11 protein-coding genes are annotated in these 15228 nt (G+C 69.5%); 5 read left to right on the forward strand and 6 right to left on the reverse strand.

Going from position 1 to position 15228, the window contains the following annotated elements; translation table 11 throughout:
- Positions 1–205 precede the first annotated feature (205 nt).
- Entirely contained in the window at positions 206–709 is a 504-nt protein-coding gene (locus ACFWYW_RS44570; RefSeq protein WP_379611054.1) for a hypothetical protein, read from the reverse strand.
- Positions 710–1161: 452 nt separating this feature from the next.
- On the opposite strand from ACFWYW_RS44570, the gene ACFWYW_RS44575 reads away from it, so the two are divergent.
- Positions 1162–1452, forward strand: a complete 291-nt coding sequence (locus ACFWYW_RS44575) for a response regulator transcription factor (protein WP_379611140.1) — start codon at positions 1162–1164, stop codon at positions 1450–1452.
- Here ACFWYW_RS44575 and ACFWYW_RS44580 read toward each other — a convergent pair.
- Complete coding sequence (locus ACFWYW_RS44580) at positions 1442–3001, reverse strand: S8 family serine peptidase (RefSeq protein ID WP_379611055.1); 1560 nt, start codon at positions 2999–3001, stop codon at positions 1442–1444. The genes ACFWYW_RS44575 and ACFWYW_RS44580 overlap by 11 nt on opposite strands.
- 316 nt (positions 3002–3317) lie before the next feature.
- On the opposite strand from ACFWYW_RS44580, the gene ACFWYW_RS44585 reads away from it, so the two are divergent.
- From ACFWYW_RS44585 to ACFWYW_RS44595, 3 genes are all read left to right on the forward strand, one after another.
- On the forward strand, positions 3318–5780 hold the full coding sequence (locus ACFWYW_RS44585; protein WP_379611056.1) for a proprotein convertase P-domain-containing protein: 2463 nt from the start codon (positions 3318–3320) through the stop codon (positions 5778–5780).
- 76 nt (positions 5781–5856) lie between these two features.
- Positions 5857–7080, forward strand: a complete 1224-nt coding sequence (locus ACFWYW_RS44590) for an MFS transporter (RefSeq protein WP_379611058.1) — start codon at positions 5857–5859, stop codon at positions 7078–7080.
- A complete protein-coding gene (locus ACFWYW_RS44595; RefSeq protein WP_379611059.1) occupies positions 7077–8033 on the forward strand; it encodes a TolB family protein in 957 nt (318 codons plus the stop codon). Before ACFWYW_RS44590 ends, ACFWYW_RS44595 begins: the two co-directional genes overlap by 4 nt.
- On the opposite strand, the gene ACFWYW_RS44600 is transcribed toward ACFWYW_RS44595, so the two are convergent.
- Together ACFWYW_RS44600 and ACFWYW_RS44605 are read right to left on the reverse strand one after the other, a co-directional pair.
- Positions 8014–8940 carry a hypothetical protein gene (locus tag ACFWYW_RS44600; RefSeq protein WP_379611060.1) on the reverse strand — a complete coding sequence of 309 codons (927 nt, stop codon included), beginning with the start codon at positions 8938–8940 and terminating at the stop codon, positions 8014–8016. The two genes, ACFWYW_RS44595 and ACFWYW_RS44600, sit on opposite strands and share 20 nt — an antisense overlap.
- A 4-nt stretch (positions 8941–8944) precedes the next feature.
- The gene (locus tag ACFWYW_RS44605) at positions 8945–9925 is read right to left on the reverse strand and encodes a helix-turn-helix domain-containing protein (protein WP_379611061.1); all 981 of its coding nucleotides are present in this window, start codon (positions 9923–9925) and stop codon (positions 8945–8947) included.
- Between the two features lie 194 nt (positions 9926–10119).
- Between ACFWYW_RS44605 and ACFWYW_RS44610 the strand changes: the two genes are divergently transcribed.
- Complete coding sequence (locus tag ACFWYW_RS44610; protein ID WP_379611062.1) at positions 10120–13623, forward strand: NACHT domain-containing protein; 3504 nt, start codon at positions 10120–10122, stop codon at positions 13621–13623.
- A 485-nt stretch (positions 13624–14108) separates the two neighbouring features.
- Here ACFWYW_RS44610 and ACFWYW_RS44615 read toward each other — a convergent pair whose 3' ends face one another.
- Positions 14109–14600 carry a GNAT family N-acetyltransferase gene (locus ACFWYW_RS44615; RefSeq protein WP_379611064.1) on the reverse strand — a complete coding sequence of 164 codons (492 nt, stop codon included), beginning with the start codon at positions 14598–14600 and terminating at the stop codon, positions 14109–14111.
- A gap of 5 nt (positions 14601–14605) precedes the next feature.
- Complete coding sequence (locus tag ACFWYW_RS44620; RefSeq protein WP_379611066.1) at positions 14606–15205, reverse strand: superoxide dismutase; 600 nt, start codon at positions 15203–15205, stop codon at positions 14606–14608.
- Positions 15206–15228 lie beyond the last annotated feature (23 nt).

Genomic DNA, 15228 nt, shown 5'->3' on the forward strand with positions numbered 1-15228 from the left:
ACAAAAATTTCCCTCCCTTTTTGGGGGGGGTACCGCGGTTCTTGGCGGGGGTTCCCGGGCGCTTGGCACACCCTACGGGGCGGGGGGCGCCCCGGGCCCCCCCCCGGCGACGCCGACGCGGGCGCGGTTTCGGGTGAGTTTCTCCAGTCATGGGTGAGGGCGGACAGTACGCCCGACACCGACACCGACACCGACACCGACGGCGTCAGCGGCAATTGCCCCAGCCGTTGCGGGCGCCCTGAGCCAGGGGTCCGCCGTGGCCGCCGCTGCTGATGGCGCCGTAGAACCTGACGCACTGCCCGGCGGTGTTCTGCTTGGCCGCGGCGTAGTGGCGGTAGCGTCCGTCGTCCTCCTCGACGCCCTCGGCGCCGCTGCCGGAACTTCGGTAGAAGAGCGCGGCCTGGGTGAAGGTCGCCCTGCCATGCCAGGCCGACTTGAGCGTCACCACGCAGTTCTGCCCGTACCTGCTGCTCCACAGCAGGTACACCGTGCCGTACCGGGTGCCCTTGCGGTTGACGACGGATCGTGAATCCTGAACCTTGTAGCCGCCGGATGACCAACCGCATCCCTGCGAGGAGCGCACAGCCGCAGACAGGCTGTGTGCGGCGGCCGGTGCCGGTGCCAGGCCGATGACAGCCGCGGACAGCAGCAGGGTGCCTGCGGCGGCGGGAGCGAGTCGCCTGAACGGGTCTCGCTTCTGTTCGAGCATCAGTTCCTCCTGGTGGTCGAGGGTCGAGCCAGGATGACCAGTGAGTCAGGGACATGTCCGGGTATGCGCGTCCGGGGTGGATGCGCGGGTATCGCGCTCCCTTCGGTGTCGCTACCGGTTTCGCAAGTGTGGAGCTCTACCCCGCGGCGTCGGCTCAAACACACTCGGGACGAGAGATGGGTGAGGTCGGCGGAGTCGTCAGCCCGGACGCAGCGCGGATGAGATCCGGGGATGACGGTCGGAGAAGCTGGTATCGGCCCAGCTTGACGGCACCGCAGGGCGCCTGGAATCGGCCCGGGCCGGGCAGGAGGCAGCCGCACGGCCCGGCCCGGCCCGATCTCGCGGCAGCATGCTCGCCGCTGCACGCGCCTTCTCCTTGATCTTCCTGGGCCGATGGGACGAGGCCCGGGTGATCGTCCACGACCCCACTCCTGGCCCGCATCGATGATCTCATCGCCCGCGGCCGCCTCGGCGAGGCGACCACCACCCCCGCGAGCCCCTTCAACCTCACCAGCCGCGAACTGGACGTCCTACGCCTGCTCACCCTCGGCCGCTCCAACCCCCAGATCGCCAAGGACCTCTTCATCGCCCCCAACACCGTCGCCACCCACGTGGCCAGAATCCTCACCAAACTCAGCGTCGCCACGAGAACGGAGGCGGCGGCCCAAGCCCACCGAGCAGGCCTGTTCAACCCCCGAAGGTACGTCCAGTCCCTTCACAGGCTCGCGCCGGTCAGAGGGTGAGGCTCCAGGACGTGAGGGTTCCGGCGTCTCCCTTGTAGGCGTCGCGCACCCTCAGCCGCCACGTTCCGCTCCTGGTCTCCGCGCTCAGGTCGACGGGGAAGTCGGCGACCAGGTCCGCGGCGGAGTCGTCCGGGCCGGCGCCTTTGAGCGAGTAGACCGTGCCGTCCGGAGCGATCAGGTCAAGGACCAGGTCACCGCGGTAGCTGTGCCGGATGTTGACCGAGACCTTGGAGGTGGTGGAACCGTTCCCCGCACAGCCCGTCACCTCCAAACTGCGTTCGACGGTCGCGCGGTCGGGTAGTTCGGCGCCTTGGTCGTCGGTGAACGGCCCGCAGGACGGCGTCGCGGGAGGGATGTGCAACAGCCGGTTGGGCGATCCGGAACCGGCGTTGGTCACCTTGCCGGTGATCGCGGAACTCACAAGGGACTCCTGAATCTGCGCGGGCGTGATGCCCGGATGGGCGCTTAGGAGCAGCGCGGCGGCGCCGGCCACGTGGGGCGAGGCCATCGAGGTGCCGCTGATGGTGTTCGTCGCGTTGTCGGAGGTGTGCCAGGCCGAGGTGATGCCGCCTCCCGGGGCGAACAGGTCCAGGCAACGTCCCCAGTTGGAGGTGCTGCGCCGGCTGTCGTCGGAGTTCGCCGCACCCGCCGTGATCACCTCAGGCACGGAAGGAGGTCCGACTCCGCATGCGTCGGCGTTGTCGTTCGCCGCGGCCGCGACGTAGGTGTAGCCGCGGCGGATCGAGGACTGGATCGCGGTGGTCAGCGCCGAGCTGACCGCGGTCTTCACGCTCACGTTGACCACCGCGGGCGCGGTGCCGTTGGCCGCGATCCAGTCCACCCCCGACAGGACGCCGGAGCCGGGCCCCCTGCCATCGCAGCCCAGCACGCGCACGGCGATCAGCGACGTCTTCTTGGCCACCCCGTGCAGGGTTCCACCGATGGTGCCGGCGACGTGGGTGCCGTGGCCGTTGCAGTCGCTCGCCACGTCGTCGCCGTCGTAGAGGTCGCGCCCGTATGTGGCTCTGCCGCCGAAGTCGGCATGGCTGATCCGGATGCCGGTGTCGATCACGTAGGCGCGGACCCCTTGGGCCGTGCCCGCATAGGTGTAGGAGCGCGACAGCGGCAGGTCGGGCTGATCGATGCGGTCCAGGCCCCAGCTCGGCGGGTTGTCCTGGCGGTCGGCGACGGTCGTCATCTGGTCCTGCTCGATGTGGGCGACCGCGGGGTCGGCCGCCAGGCGCCGCGCGTCCCGCTCGCTCATCGCGGCGGAGAAGCCCGTGACGGCGGTGGTGTAGGTACGCTCGACCCGGCCGCCGTAGCGCTCGGCCAGCCGCCTGGCCACCGGTGGCACGCCGCCGCGCAGATCCGCGGTGCTCTTGAGGATGACGATGTACCGGTCGGGGATGGCCACGGCGGGGTCGGCCGCGACGAGCCGGCCCGGTGGTGGATCCGCGTGGGCGACGCCAGATGGTACGGCTGCCGCGGCCACGGCCAGGCCGAGGGCGCTCGTCGCGCGTAAGGCCAGGGTGAGGATGCGTCGTCTCATGGCCACAACGTCGCGCCAAAGACCGCACTTGTGGGACATCCAGTGCCGCTGGCACTAATGCGCCACAATCAATGAATTTAATCTGGATAAATCCGGATAAATCGGGTCCAGTTGCCCCATGCCGGAGGCGTCAAATCACGGAACGGCCAGTGTTGAGCCAGCCAGGGCCCCGGCCTCACCTCGGCGAAGGGCATCCAGGCTGGTCGCGGCATTCACTGAATGAGGTCACGCGCCATTGACGCGGCTGTCACGGCGGGTAGTTTCCGTACCGCCGTGGGCCTACGGAGTCACACCCCCATCCGAGAGGACCCATTCCGTGATTCATCACAAGCATCGGCGCCGGCTCGTGGCCGGCGCGACATGCCTGGTGATGCTGGTGGCGCTCGGCGCGGGCACCGCGCAAGCCGAGTCCCGCATCCCCGCGACGGCAACCGCGCAAGCCGTACCCGTACCAGCCAAGGCCGGCCACGTGCCGCAACTGGCGGAGGCCGGCACGGTCCTCCGGCCTGCGTCGGCATCGGGCACGACGGCGCGCGAGGTGTGCGGCCGCGGTGCCACCTGGCTGCGCCTGCGCTTCACCGAGCTGGATCTGCGCGGCGACGACAACCTGACCATCATCGGCGCGAAAGGCGGCAGCTTCCGTTTCGCCGGCCGCCAATGGCGCGGCCGGGCCTTCACGACCCGCGCGTTCCCCGGCGAGTGTGTCAAGGTCAAGCCGCATTTCGCCGACCCGGCCAGCACGTACGCCGTGGACGGCGTCCAGACCGGCACCCGGCCGCTCGAGTCGGCTGAGGTGGTTGTCGCGGGCGCGGGCGACATCTGCGGCAGCGCCTGCGCGGAAACCGGCAAATTGATCACCGCCATCAACCCGGCGGCCGTCTTCACCACCGGCGACAACGCCTACGACAGCGGCACCCTCAGCGAGTACCGCGGCGCCTACCATCGCACCTGGGGCCCCTTCTTCGGCAAGACCTACCCCACGCCGGGCAACCACGAGTACAACACCAGCGGCGCCGCCGGATACTTCGACTACTTCGGAGCGCGTGCGGGAGCCCGCGGGAAGGGCTACTACAGCTGGGACATCGGCGACTGGCACTTCATCGCCCTCAACAGCAACATCTCGATGAGCGCGGGTTCGGCCCAGGAGCAGTGGCTACGCGAGGATCTGGCCGCCAACACCAAGCCGTGCACGGCCGCGTACCTGCACCACCCGCTCTACAACGTCGGCAACCACAGCCCCTCCACCGGCACCCGCCCGCTGTGGAAGGCGTTGTACGACCACAAGGCCGACCTGATGCTGGCCGGTCACGACCACAACTATCAGCGCTGGGCCCTTCAGGACCACCAAGGCAACGCCAAGGCGGACGGCATCAGAGAGATCCTGGTCGGCACCGGTGGCAGGAGCTTCTATGGCCTCAGCTCGAGCAACCCCGCCAACCTCCAGGCCAAGAACGCCAACACACACGGTGTGCTCAAGCTGACGCTCTCGGCCACCGGCTACAAGTTCGACTTCGTGCCGATCGCCGGCCGTACCTTCACCGACTCCGGCTCGGCCACCTGCCACAAGGCCGGCTCGACCGAACCTGGCTTCACGATGAGCGCCGACCCGGCCACACTCACCGTCGCGCCCGGCGCATCCGGCAGCTCCAGAGTCAGCGTGGCCAGCGTCAATGGATTCTCGGGCACCACCAACCTGACGGTCGCCGCGCCGTCCGGTGTGACCGCGAGCCTGTCGCCGTCATCGGTGACGGTCGCGAATGGAGGTACGGCCGGCGCCGCCCTCAACATCTCGGTGGCGCAGTCCACCCCGACGGGCACTCACACGCTGACCGTGACCGGGACGTCCGGCACGATCACCCGTACCACCACCGTCCGGCTGGTGATCGGGATCCCTCCGGTCTTCGCCGATGACTTCGAGCAGGACAACGGCTGGACCGTCAACCCCGCGGGCACCGACACCGCCACCAGCGGACGATGGGAGCGCGGCGACCCCGAGGAGACCGCCGAATCCGGCATCAAGCAACTCGGTGACGCGGTCAGCGGTGCCAACGTGCTGGTCACCGGCAGGCTGGCCGGGTCGGGGCCGGGCGCGCACGACGTCGACGGCGGCGTCACGAGCGTGCGGTCACCCGCGATCCAACTGCCTTCCGGCGCCTCCACGCTGAAGCTGTCCTACACCTTCGCACACCGGGACAACTCCTCCACCGGCGACTACCTGCGGATCAAGGTGATCGGCTCGACCACCGTCACGGTCCTGGAAAGGCTCGGCACCGCATCCACCGACCTCGACGGCGCGTGGTCGCCGATCACCGCGGACCTGTCGTCCCTCGCGGGACAGAGCGTGCGGATCCTCGTCGAAGCGGCCGACACCGGCACGGCCAGCCTCATCGAGGCGGCCGTCGACGACGTGAGCGTCACATCGGCGACCTCGGGCGGGGCGACGTTCAGTAACGACACCGACGTGCCCGTCGCGGACCAGGCCACGGTGGAGAGCCCCATCGAGGTCACCGGCCGCGAGGGCAACGCCCCCGCCGCGCTGCGCGTCACGGCGCGGATCACCCACCCCTACCGTGGCGATCTCGCGGTGGAGCTGGTCGCCCCCGACGGGCGTGTCTTCCCGCTCAAGGCGGCACGCAACAAGGAAGACGGCGCCGACGTGGCCATCGTCACCACCGTGGACGCCTCATCGGTGATGGCCAACGGGACGTGGCGGTTACGTGTCAAGGACACCCTCGCGCAGGACAACGGCGTCCTGACCGCGTGGAGCCTGACCTTCTAGCCGACCCGCGGGGTGCGGGGCGCATCGGCCCCGCACCCCTTCCCGGAGGTGTGCTGTGTATCTGTCCTCGACGTACGTGTCCTCCACGGGACCCCGGCGGCGGCTACGCGTGGGCGGCCTGCCCGCGACGGTGTTCGCGCTCGGCCTGGTCAGCTTCTTCACCGACGTGTCAGCGGAGATGGTGGCCGCGTTTCTGCCCATGTACCTGATGTACGGGCTGGGTACGGGCCTGCTTCAGCTCGGCCTGCTCGACGGCCTCTACACCGGCGCGAGCGCGCTGCTGCGCGTGGCCGGCGGCCACCTGGCCGATCGGTGGTCGCGGCCCAAGGCGGTGGCGTTGTGCGGCTACGGCCTGTCGGCGCTGAGCAAGCTGGCCTTCCCGCTGGCAGGCGGCGCGCTCGGTGGGATCGGCGCGGCGATCGCGGTGGACAGGGCCGGCAAAGGGCTGCGTGCCGCCCCGCGTGACGCCCTCATCACCGCTGCCACTCCGCCGCGGCTGCTCGGCGCCGCCTTCGGGGTGCACAGGGCCTTGGACACCGCCGGCGCGCTACTAGGCCCTATCGCGGTTTTCGCGCTGGTGGGCGCGGTCGGCGATGCCTACGACGCGGTGTTCGTCGTCAGCTTCTGCCTGGCGCTGGTCGGCATCGTGATCCTCGCCGCCTTCGTGCGAAATCATCCGGTACGGCCGGCCGCACCGGCGGAGACTCACCCGCCCGGACGACAAGCCGCACGAGCAGGAGCCGGTTTGCGTGAGGGGCTGCGCCTGCTGGCCGAGCGCCCACTACGCCGGGTGACGCTCTTCGCGTCTCTCCTCGGCCTGGCGACCGCGGGCGACGCGATCCTTTTCGTCGCGGTGCAGCGCCAAGCCGGGCTCCCGGCCTCCGCGCTGCCTCTTCTCCCTCTGGTCACCTCGCTGGTCTTCCTGGCCGCCGCGGTCCCGCTGGGCAGGCTGGCCGACAAGGTCGGCGGATGGCGGATCTTCCTGATGGGCCACGTGCTCCTCGCACTGTCGTACCTTTTCGTGGCCCATCCGGACACTGCCGCCGCCGCCCTCCTGCTGCACGGCCTGTTCTACGCCTCGACCGACGGCGTGCTGATGGCCCACCTCGCCAGCATGCTCCCCGCACACCTGCGCGCCACCGGCCTGGCCGTCACCCAGACCGGGCAGGCGTTGGCCCGCATGGCAGGAGCGATCGGCTTCGGGTTCCTGGCCACCGGACTCGACCTGCGCTGGTGCTTCCTGATCGGCGCCACGCTCCTGCTGTCGACCCTGCTCGCCGCCTGGAGGTCGGGCACATGAGACGCATCCTCATCGCGATCGCCACGATCGCCGCCATCCTCCTGGCCGGTGGGGGCTACGTCGCCTGGGCGATCAGAGGCGATGACCGCCCGATCGAACCGCCCGCCGCGGCGCCGAGGCAGCCCCTGCTGGTCTTCCTTGACGGCGGCCGCACCCTGGCGGACGTACCGCTCAGCCGGCCGGGCGCCACCGCGGTTCGCCGCGGGCCGAGTTGCCTGCGATCCCACACCGCGGGCGGGACCACCATCTGCCTGCGTCCTGTCGCCATACCCGCCGGATTCGAGGCGGTGATCCTGCGAAGCGGCAAGCCGACGGCCGAGCCGATCCACATCGACGGCACGCCCAGCCGGGCCCGGGTCTCACCCAGCGGGCGGCTGGCCGCCTGGACCGTCTTTCGCACCGGCGACTCCTACGATCCCGGCGCCTTCGCCACCACCACCGGCATCTACGACACCGTGACCGGCGCGCACCACGGCTCGCTCGAGGACTTCCCCGTGGTCGTGAACGGCCGGCCGTACACGCGAGAGGATCGTAACTTCTGGGGCGTGACCTTCGCCGACGACGAAACCTTCTACGTCACGATGCGCTCGGCCGGGCGAATCTGGCTGATGCGTGGCCGGCTGTCCAGCCAGGTGCTCACCGCCATACGGCCAGGCGTGGAGTGCCCCTCGCTCTCTCCTGACGGCACCCGCCTGGCATTCAAGAAGCGGGTCGGCGACCGGTGGCGGCTCCACGTATTCGAACTCGCGAGCGGCAAGGAGATCCCGCTCGCCGAGCGAGCCGACATCGACGATCAGGCGGCCTGGCTCGACAACGGCACGGTCGCGTACGCGCGGCCGGTCCGCGGCGAGCGCCCCTCGCTGTTCGCCGTACCGGCCGACGGCAGCGGCGCACCCCGTCTGCTGCGCGCCGACGCCACCTCACCAGCGCTGGTCAGTCCCACTCCCAGATGACGCTGTGGATCCCGGGCTCCGGGTCGAACACGATGTGGGCGGCGACCAGCGTGCCACCGATCCACAGCTCATCGCCGGTCGGCCGCGGGCGATCGATCGACGGCTGAAAACAAGCCCGACATTTCGCAGGCCGCGCCGCCCTGTCGAACTCGACCTCCATGGTCAGCTCGCGCATGCCGGGTTCCACCCGAAAGCTCGCATAGGGGTCAAGGTGTCCGGGTGGGAAGGCGAGCGTGTACTCCATCACCGCCATCCCGCCCTCGGGCAGCACCCGGTCCAGGATCATCTCGTGCACCTCGAAGCCCGTCTCATGGTCGCTCCTGATCCTGCCGGGGCGCCAGCCGCGGGCGCGCTCGACGACGGGGCCCTGCGCACCCGCCATGTAGTAGCGATGCACCATCAGGTCCCGGCCCACCTGCGCCGCGCGGGCGCGTACCACCACCTGCTCGGTGATCGTGCGGATCTGCCGGTGTGCGTCGAGCTGAACCAGCATGCTGTGGCGCAGCCGTACCAGCTGAGAGAGGTCGTCGGGAGTGGCCTCGACCTGGGCCAGCACGCGCCGCAGCCCCTCGGGTCTGGCCCAGCTCTGGTCGGGCCTTCGCGCGGCCGCGGCCTGCTGCCCGATCCACCGGCCTCTGGGCCGAGGCGGGCCGAGCAGCCCGACCAGCGAATCCGCCGGTACGGCGAGCACCTCCTCCAGCACGTGCACCGCACGAATCGAGTCGGCTCGCTCCGGCTGAGTACGCCCGGACTGCCAATAGCTCAGCGCGGTCCTGCTGACCGAGAGACCCTGCTCACGCAGGTGGTGCTGGAGGCGGTCGAGGCTCAGCCCGCTCTCCTGTACGGCCAGCCGTAACGCCGCGCTGAACGGACCGTTCGCCAGCGCCCCACGTAACTCCTCCCTCATCTCGCTACAGCCACCCTCGGTGCGCGGCCGCGGCCGCGAGCTGAAAGCGGCTGGTCGTGGCCGTCCGCGCCATGAGCTGCTCCAGGCGGCGGTAGAAGGTCCGACGGCTCAGTCCCAGCGTCTCCGCCGCCCTGTTGTCACTCACTCCCGCGTTGAGCAGGACGAGCAGCTTGCGATCCGCAGGGTTGATGGATCCGCTCCCGCCGTCCGCCAGGTGCAACGGCACCGACGTGGTCCAGCACATCTCGAAGAGCCCGACCAGCGCCTCCAGCAGACCTCCCGCATAGACGATGGTGAGCGCGGCCGCAGGTCCCTCGGCCGGCCTGGCGAGCCAGGCCAAGTCGTTGTCCAGGATGGTCATGTTGACCGGCAGCACGGCCGTCACCCGCGCCTGCTCGCCCGCCTCCATACAGGGGTTGACGTTGTCCTCCAGATAGCCGGACAGCTCGAGACACTCACGTGAGTAGACCACCCGGTAGTGCATCCCGCGGCCGAGCTGCTCGATCTCGGTCCTGTTGGCGGCGCCGAACAGATGCGGCGGCCGGTCGAGCCGGCGGATCTCGTGCCGGGCACTGTTCACAAGCTGCCTGATGCGAACCTTGACCGCCGCGCCGGTGACCACTTCGACCGGCGATTCGACGTCGGCCTTACGCGCGGATCTGCGGTGTGTCTCGAACGCCTGGCTCACGGCGATCCTCGCCTGCTCCAGGTCGGCCTGGTGCCGATGAACCAGCGCCTCCAGCCCGGTTTCCGGAACAACCGCGCGCACCACCCTGTCGGCGCCATGGATGTCGTGCCGGGCGACCAGACCCCAGGCGATCAGGTCCTTCAGCGCGACGCGCACGGCCTCATGGCGCATGCGCAGTGCCGCGGCCAGCTCCCCCTCACTCGCCTGCTGGACCCAGAGCAGCCGCTCGTAGACCTGGGCAGTTTCAGCCCGCAGGCCTAAGAGCAGGAGTTGATGGCGCAGATCACTCTGTTCCACTCCGTCACTATAGACAGCCGGATGACCCCTTCCTAGGAGTCTGCAGTACAACGCGGGTTTGGGGATGGGATGAGCGCCGGCAAGCCGGTGACGCAAGGGTGGGTCGGGGAGCGGCTGTCCGTGCGTGTCCGTTCCCCTTGGTGAGGCCCTGCGCCCGTGGGACGATTGGATGCCCGGGACCGCACGAGGTGTCCATGGCCGTCGACGATCGCAACAAGCGGCTCGCCAACCAGATCATGCTCTCGGTCTTCCGGGTGCTGTTTCCCGGCGCCGCCACGCGGGCCCAGGGCATCTCCGACATGGCGAACCTGGTCTTCACCAGACAGGATGAGCGCAGGGCGCGCGACACCTTCGAGCACCGGCTGACGGAGGCACGGGACCTGCTGGTGGAACGGCTGCGCCGCTTCGAGCAGGTGGAGTTCAGGAACCTCGACGCCGCCGAGCGTGACCTGGCCGTCGACGGCGTCTGCCGGGCCCTCGAGTCGGCGCGGCTGGACCGCTCGGCCCTGGCCAAGAGCAGGTTCGACGTGGAGGAGATCGCCGCGCCGCTGCGGCCGGAGGCGCGCAGGCACTGGCGGCGGGCCCACCTGTCGAGCGGCGCACACGATTACGGCGAGTGGTTCCTGCACTTTTCGTGTCAGTACGTCGTAGCCCTGGCCAAGAGCATGCCGGACTTCCAGGCGGAACTGTCCGTCGACACGTTCGTGCTGGCGCTCAGGACCTACGAACTGCTCGAGGACGCGATCAACGGGGTGATCCTGCCGCACTTCCGCCCGCGTACGCCCCGGGAGATGAGCGCCTTCGAGGCTCTCTACCTGGCCGACATCATCCACACGTACAAGAACATGGAGTTGTTCGGCCTCGACCTGCCGATGGAGCTCAAGAGACAGCCGATCGAGATCGCCTACATCACGCTGACGGCCGAGGAGGAGAACGCGCGTGCCGGTCCCGTGGACGAGCGCATCGCCCAGATCGTCAAGAATTCCACGCGCTCCAACCGCATCCTCATCGTCGGCACGGCGGGGTCGGGCAAGACCACCATCAGCCAGTGGCTGGCGGTGTGCGCGGCCCGGCACTCCTTCCCGCCGGTGCTGCGGGTCTGGAACGGTCTCATCCCGTTCGTCGTGCAGCTCAGAAACGTGTTCTCCGGCTCCGAGCACATCTACCCGACGCGGGACGACCTGATCAAGGCGGCCTCGCACCGGCGCAAGGACGTGCCGACCGGCTGGATCACCTCCACCCTGGAGTCGGGCAAGGCGCTGGTGATCCTCGACGGCCTCGACGAGCTGTCCGAACTGCATCGCAGCGACTTCTCCTCCTGGCTGGAGAAGCTTCTCGACGAGTATCCGGACGTGCGGTACGTGGTCACCTCCCGTCCTGAGGGCGCGAACATGTCGTGGTTCGCCGGGAACCGCTTCTCGCCGCTGCGGCTCCATCCCATGGACGACGGCCGCATCATCCTGTGCGTCAACGCGTGGTTCGACTCCTTTCTCCTGTTCGAGACGCAGGAACGCCGCGACTACTTCCGCGACAGGCGCCAGGACCTTCTGCGGGACCTCCGCAGAAGGATCACCGTCCGGGAGATCGCCGAGACGCCGCTGCTGTGCGCCATGCTTTGCGCCTTCTACGCCGACAACCTCTCCGACACTGCGCCGAGCAGCCGTAGCGAGCTCTACAACAAGGTCATCAGCGCCCTGGCCTGGAAACGGGAGCGAGCACGCGCCCCGCGCGGAGTGGGCCTGGAGCTCAACGAGCAGGACCGCCTCGACCTCCTCGAAGCAGTGGCCTGCCACCTGAGCGAGCATTCCGCGATCCGCGTCCGTATGGAGGACCTGCGCCTGCGGGAACAGCCGCGCCCGACGGTGAAAACGCCCGGCGCGCTCACCCCTGCCGAACGGCCCGAGCTACGGCTGCCGGAGAAGACCGTGCTGGAGATCGTCAAGGAGTGCCTGCCCGGCATGATGAACGTGACGATCGGCGCCAGAGACGTGATGAAGATCCTCGTCAACCGGACCATCGTCTTCCGGGAGACGAGCGCCGGGGTGGCCGAGTTCGCCCACCGCAGCTTCCAGGAGTACCTGACCGCGCTGGGGTACGCCCACGCCGGCCGAACCGGTGACCTCACCCGGCACATCACCGACGACGGCTGGCACAGGGTGATCGCCTTCGCCGCCGCAGAGCTGGACCGGCCGTCGGCCAGCCGCCTGGTCGGCGGAATCCTGGACGCGGCCGACGAGGCCGCCGATGACCGGCGCCGCGTCCTGCTTCTTCTCGCCGCCGAGTGCATCTCGACCGGCCGGCGCGTGACCACGGCCATCGCGGAGCGGGCGGGCGCGGCGCTGACCGACGTGCTACCGCCCCGCACGATCGAAGAGGCGGAACTGATCGGCGGTAGCGAGGGCATGGTCAGGTGGCTGACCCGGTTCACCGGCGAGCCGCCACCGACCCAGGAGGCCTGCGTGCACGCGGCGGCGGTGCTGGGCGGGGATGAGGGGCTCGAGGTCATCGCCCGTTATGCGCCGCTGGCACGGGAACAGCGAGTGGTCGACGAGATCGTGGCCTGCGGCGAACGGTTCGAGATCGGGGAGTACGTGGACCGGGTGCTGTCCCGCATGAGCCTCGCCGGGGTCGTCGTACACGTGCGCTCGGAGGCGTTGCTCGGCCATGTGGGCCGTCTGACCGAGCTGACCGCCCTGGACGTGGCGGTCGGGCAGGGCGCGCTCAGCCTCGCTTCCTGGCGCGGACTGTCCAAGCTGGTCCAGCTCGACTGCGGCAAGCACAAGGGCCCGGTCTCGCTGGCCGGGATCGAGAAGCTGACGGCGCTGCGCAGGCTCAGTCTCCGCGGCGTCCCGGGCGTGAACCGGCTGCGTGCCCTCACCGGCCTCGAGGAACTCCACCTCGACGGCTGCAACAAGCTGACAGATCTGGCGCCGCTGGCCGACCTGCGCAAACTGCGCATCCTCATTCTCGACGGATGCGTGAACGCGCGGGGCTTCGCCGCTCTGCGCGCGCTCCGTGACCTACGCACTCTGTCGATCAACGGATGCAAGGTCGGCTCTCTGAGCTTCTGCCGCGAGATGCCCGCGCTGACCACGCTGCGCGCCCTCACGCGCGAAGGTGTCTCGAAGACGTCGGCTCTGGAGGAGTGCGAGAACCTGCAACGGCTGGAGTTGCGCCTGGCCGGATTCGGCCGCGAGACGTTCGAGCTTCCCGGCGGCGAGAGGCTGCGGAGCCTGAAGTTGACCGGAACGGTGCTCGCCGCCGACCTCATGACGCTCACGAACTCTCCGCGGCTGCTGAGTCTCCACGCGGAGGAGGTCGAGAATCTGATGGATCTCACCTGCCTTTCCGGCCTGACGTACCTGCGTAAACTCGCGCTGACCGGCTGCCGGGAGCTGAGCGGGTGCGGCGGGATCGCGAACCTCGTCCACCTGACGGAGCTTGACCTCAGCGGCTCCCGCATCGAGCACCTCGACTTCCTCACCGGGTTGCGCTCTCTCAGGCGGCTGCGGCTGGACGACTGCACCCGCCTGCACAGTCTCCTCGCGCTGCGCGACCTGCCGGACCTCCAGCACGTCAGCCTGCGCGGCAGCCCGCTGGCCAACCCCGACGCCATCGACAGCCTGCGCAACGTGGTCGTCGACTACGAGCCCTACGACTACGACTCGGTCATCACGCCGGACACCGTCGACGGGTGAGGTGAGATGGGGTCACGGGCCCATCGGTCACGATGCCGCCCTTCCTGATGGTGGTCGCCATGCTGGCGGGCCGCAGCGGCGTCTCATCCACAACGCGCGCGCCCAGGGCCTCGATTTTCGCCCCGGCGGCGCCGTTGGCGTGCCGCGGGGAGTTCGACGGTGAGCGGGTGCCGGAGGCCTTCTGGGCTCGTGGGTAGGCCTCCACTTCCGCGCAGGACCTCTACAACGCCGGCGCCGGCAAGCATCAGCTCTGTGCGGTGGCGCTACGCCGGTATCTGGAGCGCAACACCGAGTCCGACATCGCCCAGCTGGATCGGGCACCGGCCGCTCATTGGACTCGTGGCGAGACGGCTGACTCGAATCTCCGAATGAGGGGTGATGGGAACGAAGGGGGAAGCCTTGGCCGCGTTCTGGGCGGAGGGAGTAGAGGGCGAGTTCCTCGGGATCGACACCGCGTTGCCGCAGCAAGGTTCTCAAACGGACCTTCACATGACTACGCGCTCCGTCCTGGGCCGGCCGACCACCTGCCAGCCCCGGCTGCGGTACAGGCCGAGCGCCGCCCGCGCGTGCGGATGTGTGGACAGCCATTTCGGCCGGACGCCTGCCGCGGCGACGATCGTGTCGTGAAGCGCCGCGCCGTACCGCATCCCGCACCGCTCCGGCAGCACCGCGAGTTCCTTGAGGGTGAAGTCGTCGCCCGCCACCCGGCCCGCCAGCACCGCCAGAGAGGAGCAGGAGTAGCCGTAGGCGAAGCCGTACACCTCCTCGTCCTCATCCCCGCCGAGCGCGAGCGCCAGGACGAAGCCGGGACGCGCGCTGTCGGAGAGCAGGCGGGCCGCGACGGATCTTGCCGCCGCGTACGGCTCGTGCCAGGGCGCCCGGGTGAAGCTGCGCCCGCCGACGTCGGCCACCGAAGTGAGGTGGCGCGCGATCTCGCCGGCGGCCACGAGACCGACCCGGGGCCGCGCGCCGCTCACGGGGGTCAGCCCTTGGCCGCGTTGTAGCGGGTGATGACGTCGTCCCAGTTGATCAGGCCCCACAGCTTCTGCACGTAGTCCGGGCGGACGTTGCGGTACTGCAGGTAGTAGGCGTGCTCCCACGCGTCGAACACCAGCAGCGGGGTGGTGTTCATGCCGACGTTGCCGTGGTGGTCGTAGACCTGCTCGACGACCAGGCGGCGGCCGAGCGGCTCCCACGCCAGCACGCCCCAGCCGGAGCCCTGCACGGTTGCGGTCGCGGTGGTGAGCTGCTTCTGGAAGGCCTCGAAGGAGCCGAAGTGCTCGGTGATGGCGTCGCCGAGCTCGCCGTCGGGGCGGTCGCCGCCGTCGGGAGAGAGGTTCTGCCAGAAGATCGTGTGCAGCACGTGACCGGACAGGTTGAACGCGTACGTCTTCTCCAGCCCCACCAGGCCACCGAACTCGCCCTTGTCCCGGGCCTCCGCCAGCCGGTCGAGGGTGTCGTTGGCGCCCTTGACGTAGGCGGCGTGGTGTTTGGCGTGGTGGAGCTCCAGGATCTCGCCGGTGATGGCGGGCTCCAGCGCCGCGTAGTCGTACGGCATGTCGGGCAGCGTGTACTGACCCATCGTGTATCCCCTCGGACCTGTAG

It is taken from the genome of Nonomuraea sp. NPDC059023 (genome assembly GCF_042740095.1).
Classification (GTDB): Bacteria; Actinomycetota; Actinomycetes; order Streptosporangiales; family Streptosporangiaceae; genus Nonomuraea.

Bases quoted from the DNA above. Each gene is read 5' to 3' on its own strand.
- ACFWYW_RS44570 (WP_379611054.1), bottom strand. From the start codon at position 709: ATGCTCGAACAGAAGCGAGACCCGTTCAGGCGACTCGCTCCCGCCGCC.
- ACFWYW_RS44580 (WP_379611055.1), bottom strand. From the start codon at position 3,001: ATGAGACGACGCATCCTCACCCTGGCCTTACGCGCGACGAGCGCCCTC.
- ACFWYW_RS44595 (WP_379611059.1), top strand. From the start codon at position 7,077: ATGAGACGCATCCTCATCGCGATCGCCACGATCGCCGCCATCCTCCTG.
- ACFWYW_RS44600 (WP_379611060.1), bottom strand. From the start codon at position 8,940: ATGAGGGAGGAGTTACGTGGGGCGCTGGCGAACGGTCCGTTCAGCGCG.
- ACFWYW_RS44610 (WP_379611062.1), top strand. From the start codon at position 10,120: ATGGCCGTCGACGATCGCAACAAGCGGCTCGCCAACCAGATCATGCTC.
- ACFWYW_RS44620 (WP_379611066.1), bottom strand. From the start codon at position 15,205: ATGGGTCAGTACACGCTGCCCGACATGCCGTACGACTACGCGGCGCTG.